At 72.0% G+C, this 20,922-nt stretch carries 18 protein-coding genes and 1 pseudogene; 8 read left to right on the forward strand and 11 right to left on the reverse strand.

What is annotated here, in order from left to right; translation table 11 throughout:
- Positions 1–4 precede the first annotated feature (4 nt).
- Positions 5–751: an SDR family oxidoreductase gene (locus ACFXG1_RS17990; RefSeq protein ID WP_384718120.1), complete on the reverse strand. Its 747-nt coding sequence runs from the start codon at positions 749–751 to the stop codon at positions 5–7.
- Positions 752–852: 101 nt separating this feature from the next.
- Here ACFXG1_RS17990 and ACFXG1_RS17995 point away from each other — a divergent pair, with 101 nt between their 5' ends.
- The gene (locus ACFXG1_RS17995) at positions 853–2,187 is read left to right on the forward strand and encodes an aspartate aminotransferase family protein (RefSeq protein ID WP_384718122.1); all 1,335 of its coding nucleotides are present in this window, start codon (positions 853–855) and stop codon (positions 2,185–2,187) included.
- Between the two features lie 453 nt (positions 2,188–2,640).
- On the opposite strand, the gene ACFXG1_RS18000 is transcribed toward ACFXG1_RS17995, so the two are convergent.
- Positions 2,641–3,498 (reverse strand): TetR/AcrR family transcriptional regulator, encoded by an 858-nt coding sequence (locus ACFXG1_RS18000; protein WP_384723503.1) that lies wholly within the window; start codon positions 3,496–3,498, stop codon positions 2,641–2,643.
- Between the two features lie 110 nt (positions 3,499–3,608).
- Here ACFXG1_RS18000 and ACFXG1_RS18005 point away from each other — a divergent pair, with 110 nt between their 5' ends.
- Together ACFXG1_RS18005 and ACFXG1_RS18010 are read left to right on the forward strand one after the other, a co-directional pair.
- The gene (locus ACFXG1_RS18005; protein WP_384743460.1) at positions 3,609–4,565 is read left to right on the forward strand and encodes an ATP-binding cassette domain-containing protein; all 957 of its coding nucleotides are present in this window, start codon (positions 3,609–3,611) and stop codon (positions 4,563–4,565) included.
- Positions 4,562–5,359: an ABC transporter permease gene (locus ACFXG1_RS18010; RefSeq protein WP_384722262.1), complete on the forward strand. Its 798-nt coding sequence runs from the start codon at positions 4,562–4,564 to the stop codon at positions 5,357–5,359. The genes ACFXG1_RS18005 and ACFXG1_RS18010 overlap by 4 nt, the downstream gene beginning before the upstream one ends.
- A 229-nt stretch (positions 5,360–5,588) precedes the next feature.
- Here ACFXG1_RS18010 and ACFXG1_RS18015 read toward each other — a convergent pair whose 3' ends face one another.
- Complete coding sequence (locus tag ACFXG1_RS18015) at positions 5,589–6,365, reverse strand: thioesterase II family protein (protein WP_384722259.1); 777 nt, start codon at positions 6,363–6,365, stop codon at positions 5,589–5,591.
- A 297-nt stretch (positions 6,366–6,662) separates the two neighbouring features.
- Between ACFXG1_RS18015 and ACFXG1_RS18020 the strand changes: the two genes are divergently transcribed.
- Positions 6,663–6,818 carry a hypothetical protein gene (locus ACFXG1_RS18020; protein ID WP_384722256.1) on the forward strand — a complete coding sequence of 52 codons (156 nt, stop codon included), beginning with the start codon at positions 6,663–6,665 and terminating at the stop codon, positions 6,816–6,818.
- A gap of 252 nt (positions 6,819–7,070) precedes the next feature.
- On the opposite strand, the gene ACFXG1_RS18025 is transcribed toward ACFXG1_RS18020, so the two are convergent.
- From ACFXG1_RS18025 to ACFXG1_RS18040, 4 genes are all read right to left on the reverse strand, one after another.
- Entirely contained in the window at positions 7,071–9,896 is a 2,826-nt protein-coding gene (locus ACFXG1_RS18025; protein ID WP_384743465.1) for an AAA family ATPase, read from the reverse strand.
- A 197-nt stretch (positions 9,897–10,093) separates the two neighbouring features.
- Positions 10,094–10,423, reverse strand: coding sequence for an NAD-dependent epimerase/dehydratase family protein (locus ACFXG1_RS18030; RefSeq protein WP_384721016.1), 330 nt, complete (start codon positions 10,421–10,423; stop codon positions 10,094–10,096).
- 64 nt (positions 10,424–10,487) lie between these two features.
- Entirely contained in the window at positions 10,488–10,706 is a 219-nt protein-coding gene (locus tag ACFXG1_RS18035) for a hypothetical protein (protein ID WP_384721019.1), read from the reverse strand.
- Complete coding sequence (locus ACFXG1_RS18040; RefSeq protein ID WP_384721022.1) at positions 10,685–10,840, reverse strand: hypothetical protein; 156 nt, start codon at positions 10,838–10,840, stop codon at positions 10,685–10,687. Before ACFXG1_RS18040 ends, ACFXG1_RS18035 begins: the two co-directional genes overlap by 22 nt.
- A gap of 746 nt (positions 10,841–11,586) precedes the next feature.
- Here ACFXG1_RS18040 and ACFXG1_RS18045 point away from each other — a divergent pair.
- Both ACFXG1_RS18045 and ACFXG1_RS18050 read left to right on the forward strand, forming a co-directional pair.
- On the forward strand, positions 11,587–11,808 hold the full coding sequence (locus ACFXG1_RS18045; protein ID WP_384723761.1) for an MbtH family protein: 222 nt from the start codon (positions 11,587–11,589) through the stop codon (positions 11,806–11,808).
- A 224-nt stretch (positions 11,809–12,032) separates the two neighbouring features.
- Positions 12,033–12,524, forward strand: coding sequence for a hypothetical protein (locus tag ACFXG1_RS18050; RefSeq protein ID WP_384723758.1), 492 nt, complete (start codon positions 12,033–12,035; stop codon positions 12,522–12,524).
- A 32-nt stretch (positions 12,525–12,556) separates the two neighbouring features.
- Here ACFXG1_RS18050 and ACFXG1_RS18055 read toward each other — a convergent pair whose 3' ends face one another.
- Positions 12,557–13,015, reverse strand: a complete 459-nt coding sequence (locus tag ACFXG1_RS18055; RefSeq protein WP_384723755.1) for a hypothetical protein — start codon at positions 13,013–13,015, stop codon at positions 12,557–12,559.
- Between the two features lie 206 nt (positions 13,016–13,221).
- On the opposite strand from ACFXG1_RS18055, the gene ACFXG1_RS18060 reads away from it, so the two are divergent.
- Together ACFXG1_RS18060 and ACFXG1_RS18065 are read left to right on the forward strand one after the other, a co-directional pair.
- On the forward strand, positions 13,222–13,614 hold the full coding sequence (locus tag ACFXG1_RS18060) for a VOC family protein (protein ID WP_384743471.1): 393 nt from the start codon (positions 13,222–13,224) through the stop codon (positions 13,612–13,614).
- Between the two features lie 231 nt (positions 13,615–13,845).
- Entirely contained in the window at positions 13,846–17,244 is a 3,399-nt protein-coding gene (locus ACFXG1_RS18065) for a S8 family serine peptidase (RefSeq protein WP_384743475.1), read from the forward strand.
- Between the two features lie 92 nt (positions 17,245–17,336).
- On the opposite strand, the pseudogene ACFXG1_RS18070 reads toward ACFXG1_RS18065, so the two are convergent.
- The 3 genes and pseudogenes from ACFXG1_RS18070 to ACFXG1_RS18080 all read right to left on the reverse strand — a co-directional run bounded on the left by ACFXG1_RS18070 (position 17,337) and on the right by ACFXG1_RS18080 (position 20,783).
- Positions 17,337–19,365, reverse strand: a pseudogene (locus tag ACFXG1_RS18070) (HelD family protein).
- Between the two features lie 150 nt (positions 19,366–19,515).
- Positions 19,516–20,175 (reverse strand): cation:proton antiporter, encoded by a 660-nt coding sequence (locus ACFXG1_RS18075; RefSeq protein ID WP_384721994.1) that lies wholly within the window; start codon positions 20,173–20,175, stop codon positions 19,516–19,518.
- Complete coding sequence (locus ACFXG1_RS18080) at positions 20,169–20,783, reverse strand: cation:proton antiporter (RefSeq protein ID WP_384721997.1); 615 nt, start codon at positions 20,781–20,783, stop codon at positions 20,169–20,171. Before ACFXG1_RS18080 ends, ACFXG1_RS18075 begins: the two co-directional genes overlap by 7 nt.
- Between the last annotated feature and the right edge of the window lie 139 nt (positions 20,784–20,922).

Below are 20,922 nucleotides of genomic sequence, written 5' to 3' on the forward strand. Positions count from 1 at the left end.
GGGACTATCCCCGGCCGACGTAGGGCATGGAGCTGGGCATGACGAGGACGGACTGGATGTTCACCCCGATCGGAAGAGCAGCCATGGCCCGGACCGTGTCGACCACATGCCGGACGTCCATGGTGGGTTCCACCCGGAGTGAGCCGTCGGGCTGCCGGACGGCGGGCTGCGGGCGGTCGGCGGGGGTCACGTTGCCGATGTCGATCTGGCCGCAGGAGATGTCGTAGCGGCGACCGTCGAGGGAGAGGGAGCGGGTCATACCGGCCACGGCGTGTTTGGCGGCGGTGAAGGCGATCGAGTCCGGTCGCGGCATCTGGGCCGAGGGGGCTCCGTTGTTGATGATCCGTCCGCCCCGGGGGGTCTGCGCCTTCATGATCCGGAAGGCCGCCCGTGAGCACAGGAAGGTGCCCGTGGCGACCGAGTCCATGACCCGGTGCCAGTCCGCCGGGCTCACGTCCTCGGTCGGTGTATACGGCATCGTGTCGGCGGCGTTGTTGAACAGCAGATCCAGTCGGCCGAACCGCTCCACCACCGTGGTGAACAGCGCGTCCACGGCATCGGGGTCGGTGATGTCCACCGTCAGTACCACCGCGCGGTCCCGTTCGTGCGCGGGGGCGAGCCGGGCCGATTCGTACAGCGGTCCCTCCCGTCTGCCGGTCAGGACGACCGTCCAGCCGTCGGCCAGAAGACCGAGGGCGCAGGCCCTGCCGATACCGCTGCCCGCTCCCGTGACGACGGCCGTCCTCAGCACACCGCACCACCCCTTCGTAGCACTGCCTCACGCCGTCCACGGCGCCGGTCAGGACACCCGGAACTGTGTCCCCGGGCATACCTCGACAAACAGGAGCAACCATGAATGGCCGTTTACCGGCGCCGCACGGGACCGACCGCAGCAACGCGTGGTTCGAGCGGGCCCGGGAGTCCCTCGCGGGCGGGGTCAGCTCGTCGTCCCGCCTCACCTCCACGGGGCCGCATCCGTATCCGCTCTATATGAGCAGCGGGGACGGGGCCCGGATCCGGGACGTCGACGGGAACGAGTACGTCGACTATCTGATCTCGTACGGCAGCGCCGTTCTCGGCCATGCCCCGCCCGTGCTGACGGAGGCCCTCACCAAGGTCCTGCGCACCGGGACGATGTTCGGGACGTGCAATGTCGCGGAGGTGGAGCTGGCGGAGGAGATCTGCCGGATGGTGCCCTGCGCGGAACTCGTCCGCTTCGCGAACTCGGGCACCGAGGCCGTGCAGGGCGCCGTGCGCGCGGCCCGCGGACACACCGGGCGCTCCCGGGTCCTGAAGTTCGAGGGCCACTACCACGGGTGGTCAGACACCCTGGCGATCTCGAACCGTCCCACGGAGGACGAAGGCGGGCCCTACGGAGCCCCGCGGTCCGTGCCGCACTCCCCGGGGATTCCCGCAGGTGTCGTGGACGACGTGGTGGTCTGCCCGTGGAACGACCCGGTGGCGCTCCGGGCGGTGCTCGACGCCCACGCCCGCGACCTCGCGGCCGTCATCTGCGAACCGATCGTCGCCAACAACGCGTGCACCATGCCGGAGGCGGGGTATCTGGAGGTCCTGCGCGACGAGTGTGCCGCGCGCGGCATCGTGCTGATCTTCGACGAGGTCTGTACGGGGTTCCGCACCGGCCCCGGCGGGGCCCAGGACCTCTTCGGCGTGGTGCCCGACCTCGCCGTGTTCTCCAAGGCGCTCGGCGGCGGGCTGCCCATCGCCGCGTTCGCCGGCCGGCGGGAGATCATGGAGGCGCTCGCCTCGGGGCGCGTCAAGCACGGCGGCACGTACAACGCCTCACCGCTGTGCGCGACGGCCGCCCTGGTGACCCTGCGGGAACTCGGGGATCCCGCCGTCGTCCGGCGGATCGACGAGACCGGCCGTCAGGTGATGGAAGCGGTACGGAAAGCCGCCCACGACCGGGGGATCCCCTGCGCCGTGCAGGGGGTCGGGGCGATGTTCCAGGCCGTGTTCACCCCCGACGGCCGCGCCACCCGCCACTACCGCGACCTGCTCCGTGTCGACCAGGCCCGTTCCCACGCCTTCCGGCACGAACTCCTCAAACGCGGAGTCCACGCCAACGCCTTCCCCATGGCCTGCTGGTTCGTCCCGAGTGTCACCACGGACGACGACCTCGCGGCCACCTGCGCGGCGGTCGCCGGGGCCTTCGCGGCTCTGTGACGTGACGATGCCGGGCCTGTCGGTGGAGGCGGCCCGTGCGCCCTCGCGCGTGGGCGGGCTCGTAGGATTGTGGCGTGGTGGGCGATCGAGTTGGCGACTTGGGTTTCTTCGGGGTTTTTGCCGGAGTCGGTGGAAGTGACGAGAAACGCTGCCGGGGCCGGGAGAAGTAGCAGGTCGCGAAGTGTGGTCCCCGCACGCGCGGGGGTGGCCCCGTCAGCAGCTGCGACCACACCTCGTCACCGAGGTGGTCCCCGCGCACGCGGGGGTGGTCCCTTGGGGCACGTGCTGCTCTCCGATCCGCGCGAGTGGTCCCCGCGCGCGCGGGGGTGGTCCCGGTGGCGTACCCATTTCTGGGGGCCGCGCCCGGGAGTAGGGGGAACGCGCGGCCCCCGGCCCCGTACCACCCCCGTCCGAACCTCCGTTCCGGGCGGGTGTGCAGGCGTTCCCGGCTGATCAGACTGCCGTGGTCCCGGGCTCCGCCTGCCGTGCCGTGCGGCGGGTGCGGACATATGACTCGACTCCGTCCAGCAGGCGCCGGAGACCGAACTCCAGGCTCGGCACGATGTCGTTGTACGGGACCTCCGACGGCTCGAAGACCCCCGCCGCCACGACCCGGGACAGGGCGGGGAAGCGGGTGCCGTCCGCGAGGTCCTTCAGGGCGTGGGAGTACCCCTCGGCCATCTGCTCCACGGACACCCCGGTCCGGTCCGGGGACTGTGCGATCGCGCTCGACGTCCGCGCCAGGTCGCGTACGGCGCCGGTGACGAACAGCACGAGATGCACCATCTCGTCGTCGCCCAGGCCGATGTCCGACACCTCCTGGAGGAGCGCGTCGAACCAGGCGAGCTGGTTGGGGCCGAGCGGCGGGGCGCTGGTGGTGATGTCGAGCAGCCACGGATGGTCGTGGTACACCCCCAGCATCGCCCGCACCCACCGGTACACGCCCGAGCGCCAGTCCCGCTCGCCCTCCCCGGCGGGCGCGATGGCGGGCGCGGTGGCGTCGGCGGTCTCCTCGGAGCCCTCCCGGCCCGGCGGCGGGCCGAGAGCCCGGTCGTACACGATGTCGACGAGCTGCTCCTTGCCCGGCACGTAGCGGTAGAGCGACATCGCCGTGTAGCCCAGGTGCCCGGCGACGTGCTGCATGGAGAGCCCGTCGAGCCCCTTCTCGTCGGCGATCTTGATGGCCGCCGCGGCGATCTTCTCCACGGACAGACCCCGCTTGGGTCCCCGGGCCGAGCGGCCGGGCTCACTGCCCCACAACACTTCCAGGGTCTTGACCTGGATTTCTTTATTTCTTCGGCTGGCGGTCATCGCTCTCCGTGATCGGCTTGACAGTGCTGAGGGAAACCCTGTATCACTTATACCTGAGTTTAGGGCGTATACGGTTTCGGGTGCGAGGTTCTCGTGGGGGATGTGTCTGGATGACCGGTAGCTACGCGATCGAAGTGAAAGGACTGCGGAAGTCGTTCGGCGACACGGCGGTTCTGGAGTCGGTCGATCTGCGAGTCGAGCGCGGCACGATGCTCGCGCTGCTGGGGCCCAATGGCGCCGGCAAGACCACTACGGTGCGGATCATCGCCACGCTCCTCAAGGCGGACGGCGGCACGGCCCTGGTCGAGGGCCACGATGTGGTCCGCGACCCGAAGGCCGTGCGCCGGCTGATCGGTCTCACCGGTCAGTCCACCGCCGTGGACGGACTCCTCACCGGTGAGGAGAACCTCGTCATGATGGGGCAGCTCTTCGGCCTCGGCGCGCGGGGTGCCCGGCGCCGGGCGGCGGAGCTGCTGGCCCGGTTCGATCTGGAGAAGGCCGCCAAGCGGCCCGCCAAGACGTACTCGGGCGGTATGCGCCGCCGGCTCGACCTGGCGGTCAGCCTGATCAACGAGCCGCCGGTGCTCTTCCTCGACGAGCCGACCACGGGTCTCGACCCCACCAGTCGGATGGCGATGTGGGAGACCATCCGCCGGCTGATGGCGGACGGCACCACGGTCCTGCTGACCACCCAGTATCTGGAGGAGGCCGACCAACTCGCCCACCGGGTCGCGGTGATCGACGGCGGCCGGGTGGTCGCCGACGGCACCGCCGCCGAGCTGAAGGGCCGGATCGGCTCCGAGCGGGTCGAGTTGACCTTCGCCCCCGGTGATCTCGCCATGGCGCACGCCCTGTTCGACGGCGAGCGGATGAACGAGAACACCATCAGCGTCCCCGTCAACGGTGCCGAGGACATCCGCCGCCTGCTCAACCGGGCGGCGGAGACCCATACGGAGGTTGTCGGTATGGCGCTGCATCAGCCCACCCTCGACGACGTCTTCCGCCTGCTGACCAGCGACACCCACTCCGGCTCGGTCGCCGCGACCACCCGAGGGGGAGTCGCATGAGCCGGGCCGTAGCCGTTCGGGACCGCTCCGGTATCGGTTCGGTCCTCGCCGACTGTGTGGTGATGAGCCGCCGCAGCCTGCGGCATCTGACCCGGAGCATGGACGAGGTCATCCAGGCCGTCATCCTGCCGATCATGCTGCTGCTGCTGTTCCGCTATCTCTTCGGCGGCGCGATCGACACCGGCGGTCCCAGCTATGTGAACTATCTGATCTCCGGCGTCATCGTGCTCAGCGTGTCGTTCAGCGCCTCGGCGACCGCCGTCGGGGTCGCCAACGACCTCCGGAACGGCCTGGTCGAGCGGTTCCGGACGATGCCGATGTTCGGCGCGGCGATCCTCGTCGGTCATGTCGTCTCCGCGGTGCTGCGCAACATCCTCTCCGTCGCGCTGGTCATCGGCGTCGGCTGTCTGGTGGACTTCCGGCCCGAGGCGTCGCCCGCGGAGTGGGTGACCGCCTTCGCGGTCCTGCTGGTCTTCATGCTCGCGGTGTCCTGGATGGCCACCCTGCTCGGGGTGGTCTCCGGGGGTGTCGAGGCCGCCGGCGGATACTCGATGATCCTGGTCTTCCTGCCGTACGCGAGCAGCGCGCTGGTCCCGTCGGACAACATGCCCACGGTCCTGAAGGCCGTGGTCGATCACCAGCCCTTCACCTCCGTGGTCAACGCGGTCCGCGGCCTGCTGATCGACGTCCCCGTCGGCGACGACGTATGGATCGCCTTCGCCTGGTGGGGGCCGATCCTGGTGCTGACCGCCGCCTTCACCGTGAACCGTTTCTCCCGGCACACCAGCCGGTAACCGGGAACCCTGGTCCGGACGGTCCTTCCCCCGGCCGCCCGGACCGGCTTCTTCGCCCCCGGTGTCGCACCGATTGTTCCCGGCGGCCGTGCGGCCGTCACCGTGGATCACCCGGTGATACGACCCGGGGGCGGCGCTGCGGGCCCGACAGGGGTGGGCCTGACAAGGGGAGGGCCCCTCCTGCCGGGAGGGGCCCACCCCGGGCCCTACGGGGCCATCGCGTCGGGTCCTACGGCGCCACCGCGTCCGCCACCGCCGACCAGCGGGCGATATGACCCGCGACGGCGGTGGTCACCTCCGCGGGCCGGTCGTTGAGATAGAAGTGCCCACCGGGGAAGACCCGCAGGTCGAACCCGCCGGAGGTATGTCCCTCCCAGGCCCGCGCCTCGTCGATGGTGGCCCTGGAGTCCGAGTCGCCGACCATGACCGCGATCGGATAGGGGATCCGTACCTCCGGCGCGCAGCGGTAGTTGGCCACGGCCGCGTAGTCGCCGCGGATCGCGGGCAGGACCATCCGCACCAGTTCGTCGTCCCCGAGGAACTCGGTGTCGGTGCCGTCCAGCTCCCGCAGCTCCCGCAGGATCCCCTCGTCGTCACGGAGATGTATGTTCTCCACCCGGTCGGTGGAGGGCGCGCGCCGACCCGACGCGATCACCCCCAGCACCGGTACGTCCGTCTCCGCCAGCAGCCGGGCCACTTCGAACGCCACACTGGCGCCCATACTGTGCCCGAAGAGGGTCAGCGGCTTCTCCGGCAACAGGGACAGCTCTCCGGCGAGCCGGCGGGCCAGTTCGGGGATCGAGTCGAGACACGGCTCCGACCGCCGGTCCTGGCGGCCCGGGTACTGCGCCGCCAGCACCTCCACACCCGGTGACAGGGTCCTCGACACCGGGAAGTAGTACGACGCCGACCCACCGGCGTGCGGCAGGCACACCAGACGGGTGGGCGCCGCGGGGGCGGGATGGAAGCTTCGGAGCCACAGGCTCGACGGCATCGAAGTTGACATTTCCGCAGCCTCATTCGCGTGCACACATCACGGGCAAATTGTAGTGGTCCAGGTTCCGGCCTCGACCCCGTACCCCGCAACCCCTACCGGTCGCCCGCCGGCCGCCGGTGGGGGCCGACTCCCGCCGTCCCGCCGCAGGTTAGGGGTGGTACGACCGATTTCCCGTCGGTAGCGTGCGGCCGGTATCGAGCTGGGAAAGCTCGGGGCGAGCCGTTCACGGATACAACCACGCACACCCGTCGCGGTCCTTGTTCCACCACCCGATAGCCGGACTGCTGCCGTTATCGAGTACCAGGCGTGGGAAACACCGGGGAGTTCACCGGTGGCTCCCGGCTGCCGGGACGAGCGGACCGGGAAACCGCGCCGCATTCCGTTGTCGACGGCGGACCCGTAAAGGTTCGACTCGCCGTGCACCGGCGCGCCCTGGGGCTGCCCGCCCACTCCATCGCCTGAGGTCTCTGGGAGCGGGCCCCGGCGGCCCCTAAAACCCCTGACGGGAGCGTTTTTCGGGTCCTCTTTCGCCCCTCATCTCCCGGTGACCCGGTGACCCGGCGACCCGGCGGTGACCCGGCGCTCCCGGTCTCCTCCGGCTTTCCCGGGAGGTCTCGGACGGGGCTGTCCCGCCGGTACGGCGCTGGTACGGCGACGGCCCGGCCGCCCCCGTCGGGGGCCGGCCGGGCCGGGACACGGCTTCGCGGACGCGTCCTAGAACGAGCCTCCGTTCTTCGCCGCGAGTTCGGGCTGGCGCAGGCTCAGCTTGTTCGCCAGGGCGCTGCGCCCGCTGATGCCCAGCTTGCGGTAGGCCCGCGTCAGATGCTGCTCGACCGTGCTCACGGTGATGAAGAGCGCGTTGCTGATCTGCCGGTTGGTGTGGCCCAGGGCGGCGAGGTGGGCCACGCGCAGTTCCGCTTCGCTCAGGACGGTGCTCTCGCCCGCGTCCTGCCGCGCCCGCTCGGGCTCCCGTACCGGGACGTCCGTCCGGCCGGTGACCGAGGCCGATGTGACCAGCAGGTCCCGGCCCGGTGCCCGGGGCACCATGACCCGGCGCTGCGCGGGCAGCCCGGGCGCCCGTACCGGCCGTTCGCCGTCACGCCGTGCCGCGGTACGTTCCGCGATCCCCGGACCGGTGGGCCGGGACCGCTCCAGCAGCTTCGGCGTACGGTCCAGCTCCAGTTGGTGACCGGCCTCGCGGAAGTACGTGGCGGCCCGGCTGGAGATGCCGGCCGACTCCTGCGGGGCCGCCGCCATCGCCAGGACCCGCAGTGCCAGGCCGCAGGCGTACGGGTCGGTGTCGACCGCCAGCTTCACCTGCTGCCTGGCCAGGTCGCGGGCCATCGGCACATTGCCCAGCTGGAGGTTGGCCTCCGCCAGGTCGCTGCGCCAGGGCACCAGGGGCGCCGCCTCCTGGTCCCAGCCCCGGGTGAACTGCTCGCACCGCTGGAAGAGGCTGACCGCCGCCAGCGGCCGGTTGGTCGCCAGGTGGAAGTGGCCCCACGCCCTGAGGTACTGGAGCCCGCCCAGGGTGCTGAAGGCGGCGGTGGGCACCGGTCGCTTCAGTGTTCTCGCCGCCTCCTCCAGGTTCCCGGCGGCGATGTTCGCCATCAGGAGGGTGGAGAGGGGGTGGACGATGGACGCGCCCCAGTTCTGGTCGCCCAGCATGTCGAGGGCGGCCCGGGCCCGGTCCTCGGCGCAGGCGATGTCGCCGCGCCGCAGCACGATATCGGCCCGCAGCGCGACCAGCATCGCCTCCCAGGTGACCGCCGACCGCTGGTGCGCCTCCCGGCTGAGGGTCACGCACCACCGCTCGGCGCTGTCCACCCGGCCGGCCCGGACGAGCGCCGAGATGGCCATGGCGATCGCCTCCAGGGCGGTGTCGCCGAGGCGGCAGTTGCGCAGGATCCTTTCGGCCCCGGCGATCGTCGCGCCGTCGCCCCGCTGCCGCCACATCCGCAGCAGGGTGTCCGCGGTGTGGCTCCAGGGGGTGGCGCGCTGGGGGACCGTCCGCGGCGCGCCGGCACCCCCGGGCCCCTCGGCTCCGGCGCCCTCTGGCCTCGTACCGTCGTCGCCCGTCGTCGCGGGCCGCGGCCCGAAGTGCCAGCGGTAGGCCAGGTCGAGTTCGACCATGGTCTGCGGGTCGACCGGCTCACCGCCGGCCAGCAGCGCCGTCCGCGCGCGCAGGTAGGTCTGCCGGTCGCCCTGCCACAGGGCGTGGCGCATCACGGCGAAGCAGTCGGCGTGATCCGAGACCCCGTCGAGTACGGCCTCCCGCAGCGGAGCCGCGTAGGGGTTCACCGCCGATGGGTTCACCCGGAACAGGCTCCGGGCGATCGACCGGCGCAGGGCCCGGCGCTCCCGCTCGTCCTGGGTGGCGTTGAGAGCCAATTCCAGACACTTGGTTGCGAACTGTACGTCGTCGGCGGTCATCGCCTGCTCCGCGGCCCTGCGCAGCAGCGGGACGGACCAGGTCGCCGAGGCGTCCGCCGCGGTGATCAGGTGGGTCGCCACATCGGTCGCCGCGGCCGCCGCCCGGTACTTCAGCTCCGCAGCGGCGGTGTGCAGCCGAGTTCTGGCGGAGGGCGTGAGGACGTTGAGGACGGCCGTGCCCGCCGCCGGGTGCCGGAAGGCGCCGTCGACCAGCAGCCCCGCCTGCTGGAGCGCGCCGCGCAGGGTGGCGACCGTGTCCGGGTCGATCCCGGTCAGCTTGGCGAGGTGCGGGATGTCGCCGTGCCGGCCCAGGACCGCCACCGCCGACGCGACGTCGAGCAGTTGGGTGTCGGGCCGCTCCAGCAGGGTCTGTACGGCGGCGCTGTACGCCGGGCCCGCCGCGACCCGGCGGCGGGCGCCGCTGTCCCGGTAGTCCTCGGCCAGGGCGTGGACCAGGAGCGGGTTCCCGGCGCTCAGGACATGGATCCGGCCCGCCACCTCGTCCGCCGCCGCGTCCGCCGCGCCGTCCGGCGACTCCTGGAGGAGCCGGGCGATCGAGCGGGGCGGCAGCGGCGCCAGCTGGACCGCCTGGAAGCGGGGCTGCCGGGCGAAGTGGCTGCTCAGCCGGGTGGGTGAGTGCTGCCAGTCCGGCTGGGTGAGCACGATCATCAGCCGGGTGCGCCGGATCCGGCGCTGGAGCTGGGAGAGCAGCTTGAGCGATGTCTCGTCGGCGAAGTGCAGATCGTCGACGCCGATCACGACGGGCCGGGTGCGGGCGAGTCCCAGAAGGGTGTCGCACACGTCCCGGACGAGCCGGGCTCCCGCGTACTCGTCGGGCCCGTCGGGGGCGGCGGTGCCGCCGCCCGGCCGGGCGGAGGTGGACGGGATCTCGATCGGCAGCGACGAATTCGTCAGCAGCTGATCGATGACGGCCGCGCCGATGTGCTGTTCGTCGCGGGCGCCGGTGGCGCTGAGGGTCAACGCCCCCGCGCCGGCCGCCTCGTCGAGCAGATCCTCCTGGAGGGCCGTTTTACCACTGGCTATTCCACCGCTGACCATGATCAGTCGACCGGCCCCGGCGGAACTCTGCTGGAATTGTTTCCACAAATACTTCCTGGCACCGTCAGGTGCTATGTAAAGTTGGGTACTTCGAACGGATCCCATACGTTTATTCCCCCGTACTGATCGAGAGATGATCCGCGTATCACCCCTCGTTCCGTTAGTTACCGCGTTGGAACCATATCAGAGCCTTTATCACAGCTGTAGCCGTCATTAAGCGAATGCCCGGTGGAGAACTCCCGGCATTATGTGAAGATTGAACGAACCGAGGTGGCGGTCGGTGTGCCGTGCCGAAGACGGTGATCGGCTCGTCGGCCAGGGCCTGCTGGGCGAAGCGCGGCACGACCATGCCGTACCGGCCGCTCTGCAGGTGGACCCGCCGTGTTCTTCCCGTAGATCTCACTCGTCGACGCGACCAGGATCGGCACCCGGTGCCGGCCGGGCAGCCCGGAGAGACTCTCCTCGCGGCCCGTGCCCAGATCGTCCAGCACCACCACCTCGTGTCCCAGGCCGAGCGGATACTCCGCCAAGTGCGAGCCGATGAACCCGGCGCCGCCGGTGATCAGACAGTGCACGGCCGTCCCCTTTCATGGATTCCAGAGGTGCTTTGGGCTCTGCGGGTTCCATGGGGTTCGTGAGTCACGGTGTCGCGCCCGCCCTCGATCCGTCGGCCGGCAGGAAGCGGTAGGTGGCGTCGACCACCAAGGGGCCGCCGCCGACCCAGTCGTAGTCGTGACCGGGGTGGACGGTATGGAGCAGGACCAGTTCCCACTCGCCGTCGCCCGGGTGCGACACGGACTCCAGCGTCCCGCCGGCGGGCAGGGCCGGCGCCGGGATCAGCGGGTCGTGGTACTCCACCAGGGCTCCTCGGCGGGCCATTTCCTCGCGATACGGCGGCGGTGTCCGGCGCATGGGCGGACGCCCTCGTCGGCGAGCCGGGCGATGGTGCCGTCGGCTCCCAGGGTCTCGTCGTCGCCGTGGACGACCGCCACCACGAGTCCGCGTATCGTCCGGTGCAGCGTTCTTGCCCTTCCCCCGGAGTGGACCGCATCGACTGCGGTGCCCGTTCCACCGCTGTCCGGGGGAATCCCGCGAATACCGGTCTCGCTGTCACGGTGCGGAGAATTGCAAAAGCGGAGGGAAGAACGCGGGCTCGTGCGTTGATCTTCCTGCCGCTGGGAGGCTGAAATTGCCAGTTGCCCTCATCTGCGTCAACCCCTATTCGGTGGCCACCGTGTTTGCCGTCTCCCGCCCCTATCGCTCCGGATCATTCGGGCCCACTCCGGCTCGAACGTCGGTGCCTGGGTGCCGCGGCGGCGAGGGGTCCTGACCGTTCCACTACGGGGCCTGAACGGCCTTGTCGGACATAGTGGTTCGGGCCGGTCGCCTCCGCCGCGCGGAGCGTCCGGCCCGGCGGGGGCGAATGCACGGGGCCGTCCGGAAATCCGGGACACCCCGGGCCCCGGGCGGTGGACGGGACGGCATCTTGCCCGAGCGTCCCGGACTCGGCGATCATGCCGTCGTACGGCTGTCCCATCGCCGACGGCTCCCTCGTCGACCAGGCGTCCGGCGGGCGTCGGCGCCCGAGCCCGAAGCCCGAGCCCGAAGCCCGAGCCCGAAGCCCGAGCCCGAAGCCCGAGCCCGAAGCCCGAGCCCGAAGCCCGAGTCCGAAAGCGTGAGTCCGAAAGCCCGAGAAGCCCGAGCAGCCAGACAAGCCCGCGAAGAAGGGAAACCGCGTATGAGCGCCAATCCGTTCGACGACGAGGACGGCCGGTTCTCCGTACTGGTCAACGACGAGGACCAGCACTCCCTGTGGCCGACGTTCGCCCCCGTCCCCGAAGGCTGGCGGGTCGTCTTCGGCGAGGAGTCCCGCCAGAGCTGCCTCGACTACGTGGAGCAGCACTGGACCGATATGCGGCCCAGGAGCCTGCGCGAGGCCATGGAGGGCACCGCCCCGTAACACCCCCCGGTGCCGTGGCGGACTCCGCGCCACGGCACCGGGCACGGGGCGCGCCGTCCCGGCCGGTCCCGGCTGTCCTGTCCCGTCCCGCCGGGTGTCGCTGCCCCGTACCCGGTGCCCCGGCGTGGGACGCTCGGCACACATGGAACGGGTACGCCCGACCGCCCGACGCGGTCGCGGGGGACGGCCGCCCCGATCCCCGATCGCCCGCGGGAGGCCGCCCGGTGGACGTCAGTACGTTTTACGCGCTCTTCTCGGCGACGTGCTTCACGCTGGTCGGCCTCTGGTGGAACGTGGTCCAGAACCACGCGGAGTGGCTGCGCGAACCCGCGGTCCGCCGGGTCGTGGGCGGGATCTACCTCTCCTTCCTGCTCCCCGCGGTCATGGGGCTGTTCGCCCAGGTCGGCGGAGCCGCCACCCCGGAGGTCTGGCGGGCCAGCTTCGTCGTGATCGCGGTGGTCGGCTGCGCGTCGACACTGCGACTGCTGACGTACGCCGCCCGCGACCGGACCTTCGCCCACCTCGCCCTGCCGCAACTGGCCGCCGCGGCCGTCTATGTCCTGATCGCCGTCGTCGGTACCACTCCCTCACTCGCCGACACGGTGTCCCTCCGGCCGATCCAGGCCGAGGCGATCCTGCTGTCCCTGCTGGTCCTGCTCGGCCACGGACTGGTGTGGCGCTTCATGGCGGGCGAGGGCCGCCCCGACGCGGCCTAGGTTTCTTCCGAACCGGTTCCGGCTACCGGAGGTCAGCCGGGCACGATCGTCACGCCCAGGGCGCTCGCCACCCTGCCCCAGGGCGTCACGTAACACGACGTACCACTGGTCGCGAAGACCCGGCCGCGGGCATGGGCGCCGTTCTCGTCCTTGGCGTAGAAGGGCGCGCCGGAGGTACAGGGCGCGGTCGTGCCCGCACCGCCGGGCCCGGCCTTCCCCGCGGAGGACAGCGTCCCCGTGGCCCGTCGTCCGGCCACCGCGGTCACGACGTCCGGCGGGGCGACGGACTCCAGGACGATCCGCCCGGTGGTGGCGTCGAGATAGCCGGCGAAGCCGTACCCGTCCCCGTGGTCGGCGAACCGCGCCTCGATCCGCGCCTGCAGCCGGGCCAGTTCGCGCGCCGCGCCCGACGACTCGGGCCGCACGACGATGGCGACGACCACTCCGACCGGTCTGTGCCACGTCCCCGCTCCGCCTCGCGTTCCGTGCATGGGAACTTCCTGGATCCGAGGGTCGGCCCGTATCGTCGAAGCGGGCGCCCCCTGCCGACAGGGGGCGCGAGGGTGGGTATTCCGCCCGACGGGCGCACCCGGAGGAGTGCGCCCGTCGGGCCCGTGAGCCGTGTGTGCGCCCCGGCGCCGTCCCCGATGCGCGACGCACGGGGAGTGCGCGGTGAACACCCGGGTAGGCGCGGCGCATGACAGTGACGAAGACGACTGTGCTCGTACTGGACTGTGCGGAACCCGTGGAGTTGGCCGAGTTCTACGCGGCGCTGCTCGGCGCGGAGATCCACCGCGGCGACGACCCCGACTTCGTGGAGATCATCGGTCACCGCGGGGTCCATCTCGCCGTCTGCAGAGACCCCGGGCACGCCCCGCCGAGCTGGCCGCGGCCGGAAGACTCCCTCCAGTCGCATCTGCGGATCCTGGTGGACCGCGCCGACCTGGACGAGGCGGAACGGGAGGCGATCGGCCTCGGCGCCCGCCCCGTGGACACCGAGAACAGGGGAGGCCCGCGCGAAGTCCGGCTCTACTCCGACCCGGCGGGCCACTCCTTCTCCCTCGCGGTCTCCCCGCAACCCGCCTCCTGATAGCGGGGAGACCGGGCCGATGCGCCCCCGAACGGATCGGCCCGGTCTCCCCGGACGCAAGGGCGCCCCGCCGTCGTGGGGCACCGACTCCAGCCGTCCCGGTACCGGGACGACCGCTCGGGCACGACGACCGCGACCCGGTCCTCGGGATCGCCGTGGCGGAAATCCGCCCCGTGACAACCGGACCGGGCGGAATCCGGCCAACGAAGGTCATGAGGGCAACCGCGCCCCGTGCCCGCCGGGTTCACCGTCGTACGCCGGACCGAGTGGAGGACCGGCTCCGTACAGCGGTATCCGTATCTGGAGGAAGCCTTGCGAAGAAGACGCCATGCCGTGTCGGCGGGTCTCGCGGTGACGCTCGCCCTGGCCGTGGGGGCGGCGCCCGCCGTGACCGCCGTACCGGCAGCACCCGGGTCGTCCGACGCGGTACGGGACGGGCGGGGCACGCCGCTGCGCTGGGTCACGCTGATCACCGGGGACCGGGTCGGGGTGGACGGGAAGGAGCGGCCCGTCGCCGTGGAGCGGGGCGCGGGGCGCGAGCGGGTGCCCGTGCAGATACGCCGGGCCGGGAAGCGGCTGCTGGTGGTGCCGCTCGACGCGGGGCGGGCGCTCGCCGCCGGGCGGCTGGACCCCCGGCTCTTCGACCCCGCCGAACTCGTCGGGGCCCAGCACCGGAAGGCGCGGCGGGACCGGGCCGAGGTAGGGGTCGTCGTACGGTACCGGGGCGGCGCGAGCGCTGCCCGTACCGCCGTACGCGCCGCCGACGGGGCCGAGGTCCGCCGGACCTTCGCCCGGCTGGACGCGGAGGCCGTACGCGCCCCGGCCCGGGACGCCGCCGGGCTGTGGGCCGCGCTCACCGCCGGGGCCGCCCCCGGCGCCCTCGCGCCGGGCGTCGACAAGGTGTGGCTCGACGGGGTGCGCACGGGCACGCTGGAGCGGAGCACCGGCCAGGTCGGCGCGCCCGCCGCCTGGCGGGCCGGGCTCGACGGTACGGGCGTACGGGTCGCCGTCCTCGACAGCGGGGTGGACCAGGACCATCCCGATCTCGCGGGACGGCAGATCGCCGAACGGAACTTCTCCGGCGCCCCCGACGCCGTCGACCGGGTCGGCCACGGCACCCATGTGGCGTCCATCGCGCTCGGTACGGGCGCCGCGTCCGGCGGGCGGAACAAGGGCGTGGCGCCCGGGGCGCGCTTCCTGGACGGCAAGGTGCTCGACGACGACAACACGGGCCTCGACTCGTCGATACTCGCCGGTCTCGAATGGGCCGTCGCCCAGGGCGCCGACATCGTCAACCTGAGCCTCGGCGGCCCGAACGATCCGGGTACGGATCCCCTGGAGGAGGCCGTGGACCGGCTCTCCGAAGCGCACGGCACCCTGTTCGTCGCCGCCGCGGGCAACGCGGGCCGCGGCGGACCCGGGCACATCGCGTCCCCCGGCAGCGCGCGGTCGGCGCTGACCGTGGGCGCCGTCGACCGGGACGACGTCCTCGCGCCGTTCTCCAGCCGCGGCCCCCTGCCCGGCGCGGGCCTGGTGAAGCCGGATGTCACGGCGCCCGGTACGGATATCGAAGCCGCGCGGGCGGGCGGCGGCTCCGGCTATATCGCCCACAGCGGTACGTCGATGGCCGCCCCCCATGTCACCGGCGCCGCGGCCCTGCTGGCGCAGCACCGGCCCGACTGGCGCGGCGAGCGGATCAAGAACATGCTGACGGGCTCCGCCAGGACCGGCGCGCACACCCCCTTCGAACAGGGCACCGGGCGCGTCGATTTGGCCGCAGCCCTGAAGGGGACCGTCGTCGCCGAAGGCGGCCCTCTCGACTTCGGAGTCCAGCGGTACCCGCATACCGACGACACCCCCGTCACCCGGAACGTCACCTACCGCAACCTCGGTACGGAGCCCGTCGACCTGGAGGTGACGGCCGTCGCGACCGGGCCCGACGGCAAGCCCGCGCCCGCCGGCTTCGTCACCGGGGGCGGGACGCTGACCGTACCCGCCGGGGGGACCGCGACGGTCGGCGTCACCGTCGACACCCGGATCGGCGGCGACACGAACGGCGGCTACGCGATCGAGGTGACGGCCACCGGCGGCGGTACGACCGTGCGCGGTACCGGCGCCGTCGAGCGGGAGATCGAGTCGTACGACCTGACCATCCGCCACCTCGGCCGGAACGGGGCGCCCACGGGCGACGCCGAGTCCTATCTCGAAGGCATGAGCGGCCCCGCCCGCGGCAGGTCGTACGCGATCTCCGGCGGCGACGGCTCCCGTACCCTCCGGGTCCCGCGCGGCGCCTACTTCCTGGGCGGCGCGGTCTACAGCGACCCGCTGGACCCGGCGCAGGGCTTCGACGTGCTCGGAGCGCCCCATCTCGACGTCATCGCCGACACCACCGTCACGCTCGACGCCCGCACCACCCGGCCCGTCTCGGTCTCGGCGCCCGTCGCCGGGGCGAAAGCGCGCTCCGCCCGCTTCGGGTTCACCCGGCTCGTCGGCTCCGGAGCCGATGAGCACTGGACCATGGCCGAGTGGGAGCTGCCGTCCTTCCAGGGGCTGCGCAGCGCCCACACCGGACCGGCGGTCCCTCCGGCGGGGCTGTTCCACCAGGGCGTCAACGGGGCGTGGACCAAGGGCACGGACACGTACGCCCTCAGCTACAACCCGAGCCGCTCCCGGCTGGTCACCGGCTTCCGGCGGACCCCCACGGTCCGGGATCTCGCCGAGGTGACCGTCCGGCTCGGCTCACCGGCGACGGGCCGGACCGCGCAGTTCGCCGTGGCGCCGGTGGGCGACGGCGAGATCGTGAGCACGTTCGTCAGCGCGTTCGTACCGCTGCCCGCCACCAGGAAGGTGTACACGGGCGGGGAGCGCGTCGCGTGGAACCACTGGAACTTCCAGCGCCGGGATCTCGGCAACGGCGAGTCGACCGAGGAGGGCTTCTACGGGACGCCGCAGTACCGCTACCGCGCGGGCGAACGGTACGTCCACACCCTCGGCGCCGGGGTCTTCGGCCCGAAGATCGCGGAGGACAGCGGGCTGTACCGCGAGGGCGACCGGATCAAGGGCGCCGTACGGATGTTCTCCGACGGGGACGGCAACAATCCGGGCCTCGGGGAGATGGGGACGATCTCCAACACCCTGTACCGCGACGGTGTCGAGATCGCCACGACCCCGGCCGAGCCGGGCCTCGTCCCCTTCACGGTGCCCGCCGACCGGTCCTCGTACCGGCTGGTGACGACCGCCACCCGGGACGCCGATGCCTATCCGGTGTCCGACCGGATCACCGCGGAGTGGACCTTCGACTCCGCGCGGACCCCGGCGGCCGAGCCGGTACCGGTGTCGGCGGTACGGTTCACCCCCGCCCTCGCCCTCGACAGCACCGCCCCGGCGGGCAGGCCGGTCCGGGTGCCCGTCACAGTCCAGGGCGCCGCCGCGGGGGCCGGTACCGCGTCGCTCGCCGTGTCCGTCAGCTACGACGACGGACGCACCTGGCGGGCCGTCCCGGTCCGCGACGGCGCGGCCCGGGTCGTCTCCCCGGCCGCCGGACGGGGCGTCGCCCTGCGCGCCGACGTCGCCGACCTGCACGGCAACACCCTGAGGCAGACCGTCCACAACGCCTTCCGCGGGAAGTAGGCCCCCGGGCCGCGGGGTAGCGCCGGGGCAGGACCGAGAGCCGCCGCGTGCCGCCGAGCGGCGGCATGCGGCGGCGGGACGGGGTCGGGTCGTCAGGCGGGCCGGACGGTGATGGTGCAGAGGCGCTTGGAGGCGCGGGTCATGGCCACGTACAAGTCCCTTTCCCCACCGGGGCGGGCCGTGACGATCTCCTCGGGGTCCACGACGACGACCCCGTCGAACTCCAGGCCGCGCGCTTCGGACGCCGGCACGATCCGCGCGTGGTGGGCGACGCCCCGGGCGGTCAGCTCGCGCACCCTGGCGTCCGCGCAGATCACTCCCAGCAGCTCGCCCGGGTGCGCGGCGCTCTGGGCGCGGAGTTCCGCCACGACGGCGGTCACCCGGCCGTCCGGGGGAGTGGTCACGGTGCGGGGGATCTCACCGCTGCGCAGCGACCGGGTGGGCTGTTGGCCCGGAGCGATCCGCGTGCGGAGGTCCCGGACGCTCTCCAGGATCTCCCGCGTGGTGCGGTAGCCCACGGTCAGGTCGTGCAGGGCGAACCGCGGTCCGACATGGGGGCTCAGCGCTTCCTCCCAGTCGCGTGCCCTCGTGACCGGGCCCGCCTGGGCGAAGTCGCCCACCAGTGTCATCGCCCTCGCCGGGCAGCGGCGGACGATCATCCGCCACTGCATGGCGGTCAGTTCCTGCGCCTCGTCGACGACGACGTGCCCGTTACGTCCGCTCCGGGGGACCGTCGACCAGGCTCGCGGCCTCGTCCAGCAACGGCCCGTCGGCGTCGGTCCACGGGTCGTCCGGGCCGCGGAGCAGAAGGGACCGCTCCCACGCGGTCAGCCGGGGCAGGTGCCCGGCGAGAGCGCCGGCGTCCGTCAGGAGCGCTTTTACGAGGTCACCGGGTACCAGCCGCGGCCACAACACCTCGACCGCCCGGTCTACACCGGCGTCGTCGAGGAGATCGGCCCGGACGGCGTCCAGGTCCAGCTCATGGGCCGGACCCGCGTCGGCCGCGCCCTCGGCACGGCGCCGGGCGGCTCCCGTGAACCGGTCGATATCGATACCCGTCATCCGCTCGGCGTCGGCGTCGATCCGCTCCAGGAGGTCGCCCATGTCCCGTCGCATCGCGTCGGTGACGGCGTCGACCAACAGCTCTTTGAACACCTGGCGCGCGGGGTTGTGTCCCGGTCCGGTCGCCACGGCGGCGTTGCGTGCCGTGGCGACTTCCCCGCCGGACAGATGGACCAGTTCCCGTCCGACCCGCACGGTGAAGTCACCGGCGGGCGCCTGGTGGACGCGCAGCAGGCCGGCCAGGGCGTCGGCCAGGTCGGAGCCGCCCTTGAGGCGTGCCGTGTCGAACGCGTCCACCGTGTCCGTGGACACTCCGGCCAGCTCCCGGCAGGTCGCCAGAACGACGTCGTTCTCCCCGAGGGAGGGCAGGACCCGGGAGATGTAGTCGATGAACCGGGCGTTCGGGCCCACCACCAGGACACCCTCCTCCGCGGCGCGCGGGAACGCGTACAGGACATAGGCCGCCCGGTGCAGGGCGACCACCGTCTTGCCGGTGCCGGGCCCGCCCTGCACCACGGTCACCCCGCGGTGGGGGGAGCGGACGATCGCGTCCTGTTCGGCCTGCAGCGTCGCGACGGCCGTGCGCATCCTGCCCGTACGCCGCGCCGACAGCGCCTCGGTCAACGGGCCGTCCCTCACGACGTCCTCGTCGGTCGGGGCGGACCCGTCCAGCAGTTCGTCGCTCACCGAGACGACCGTGCGCTCCTCAAGGCGCAGGTGTCGGCGCCGCCGCAGGTCCATCGGGTGGGCCGGTGTCGCCTCGTAGAAGGGTCGCGCCGCGTTCGCGCGCCAGTCCACGAGCAGGGGCAGGTCGTCCTCCTCCGTATGCAGTCCGATCCGCCCGATGCGCAGGGCCGTGCCGTCCGTCCCGTCGATACGCCCGAAGACCAGTCCCTTCCCGGCTCCCTCCAGCCGGCCGATTTCCTCGGTGAGACGCTCGGCGGCCCTTTCTCTCTCGTATGCCTCACCGGCGCTGTCCGCCGGGGCCTTCAGCACACGCGCCCGGTGTACTCGCGCCTCGGAAAGCCGCTCGGTGAGCAGCTCGTAAAGGGAGGACACATAATCCCGCTCCGACGCAACCGCACGCGCGATGGGATCAATTGTTTCCGACAACAGGGGGCTCCTTCGATTCGAGCCACACCATACGGTCGGAGTTCCCCGAAGATAAGTCTTGACGTGGTTGGTGGAGTTATGGCCTTGTGGCGGAATTCATGGCGGGGGTAATTCCGCCGGTTCCGCTTCCGGTTCCGCCTCCGCCGTCGCGCCCTTCTGGAAGCGGTCCAGCAGCGGACCGGCCATGACGGTGGTGACGATCGCCATCACAACCATGGCGCTGAACAGCTGCCCGTCGATGACCCCGAGCCCCAGACCGACATTGAGGATGACCAGTTCCGTCAGTCCGCGGGTGTTCATCAGGGTGCCGAGGACGGCCGCCTCCCGGCGGGTCGACCCCGTGAGCCGGGCCGCGCCTGCCGCGCCCGCGAACTTGCCGGCGCAGGCCACCGCCAGGACGGCCAGCAGAATGAGCACCCCCTGTCCGCCCAGGCCGCCGAGGTCCACCGCCAGACCCGTGACCACGAAGAACACCGGCAGCAGGAACAGGCTGGTCTGCTCGATGCGTTCCGGGACCTCCGGGGCGCTCGCGTCGACCCGGTCCCGGGGGACCACGGCCCCGAAGGCGAAGGCCCTGAACACCACGTGCAGCCCGATGGCCTCGGTCGCCCAGGCGCTCAGCAGCAGCCCCATGACGAGCACGGCGTGGGTGACGGCGGTACCCGACCACGGCCTGGCCGGGTCCAGCGCCCAGGCCAGTGCCGGACGGACGACCAGGACCAGGCCGATCACCAGCGCCACGGAGCCGATCAGCATCCGGGCGAAGGGCCAGGGTCCGTGCTCTCCGCGAGCGCGACGACCACCGCGAGGACGATCCACGCCAGGAAGTCCTGGATGGCGGCGCAGGCCACCGCGATCGACCCCATACGGTCCTTCTGCAGCCCGCGTTCGGCGATGATCCGAGCCAGGACCGGGAAGGCCGTGATGGACATCGCCGTACCGAGGAACAGCGCCGGTACCAGCAGCCCGTCCGTCGTCATCTCCGCACGGTCGAACCAGGGTGCCAGGGCCACGGCAAGACCCGTCCCCAGGGCGAACGGCAGGGCGACCGAGCTGAGCGGGACGGCCGAGATCCGGCGCCGTGGTGCCGCAGATGGGAGGTGTGGAACTGCTAGCCGACGCCGAACATAAAGAGCACGGCTGAGAAACCGGCGAAGACGAATCCGGATACCTGCGATTCCCAGGCCCGGAGTGGGCTTGTGGCACTGGACGTGCGGGGAGAGCGCCGGACCGGGAAACGAGTATGGAGCCCTCGGCTGTCGAGGCTCCGTGTGAGGTCCTCGAATTACCCTGAAAGGGCTCCACGTTGACCGTCCATCATGCCGCGGCCGATGTCTCGGGGGAAGCGTGATACCACGGGGAATCTGATGCGTGACCTGTTTCCGTCCCGGCGTCCGGACGGTTCCGGTCCTGTTTCCCGACCGGGCCCGGGCTCGAACTCCGGTCCCGGTCCCGGATCAGGACCCGGGACCGGCGGCGGCTGGCTGAACCGGCTGCCCCGGC

It is taken from the genome of Streptomyces sp. NPDC059248 (genome assembly GCF_042753905.1).
GTDB lineage: Bacteria > Actinomycetota > Actinomycetes > Streptomycetales > Streptomycetaceae > Streptomyces.

Excerpts from the sequence above, each read along its gene's own strand:
- ACFXG1_RS17995 (WP_384718122.1), top strand. The coding sequence starts at position 853 with ATGAATGGCCGTTTACCGGCGCCGCACGGGACCGACCGCAGCAACGCG.
- ACFXG1_RS18000 (WP_384723503.1), bottom strand. The coding sequence starts at position 3,498 with ATGACCGCCAGCCGAAGAAATAAAGAAATCCAGGTCAAGACCCTGGAA.
- ACFXG1_RS18005 (WP_384743460.1), top strand. The coding sequence starts at position 3,609 with ATGACCGGTAGCTACGCGATCGAAGTGAAAGGACTGCGGAAGTCGTTC.
- ACFXG1_RS18010 (WP_384722262.1), top strand. The coding sequence starts at position 4,562 with ATGAGCCGGGCCGTAGCCGTTCGGGACCGCTCCGGTATCGGTTCGGTC.
- ACFXG1_RS18015 (WP_384722259.1), bottom strand. The coding sequence starts at position 6,365 with ATGTCAACTTCGATGCCGTCGAGCCTGTGGCTCCGAAGCTTCCATCCC.
- ACFXG1_RS18045 (WP_384723761.1), top strand. The coding sequence starts at position 11,587 with ATGAGCGCCAATCCGTTCGACGACGAGGACGGCCGGTTCTCCGTACTG.
- ACFXG1_RS18055 (WP_384723755.1), bottom strand. The coding sequence starts at position 13,015 with ATGCACGGAACGCGAGGCGGAGCGGGGACGTGGCACAGACCGGTCGGA.
- ACFXG1_RS18060 (WP_384743471.1), top strand. The coding sequence starts at position 13,222 with ATGACAGTGACGAAGACGACTGTGCTCGTACTGGACTGTGCGGAACCC.
- ACFXG1_RS18075 (WP_384721994.1), bottom strand. The coding sequence starts at position 20,175 with ATGCTGATCGGCTCCGTGGCGCTGGTGATCGGCCTGGTCCTGGTCGTC.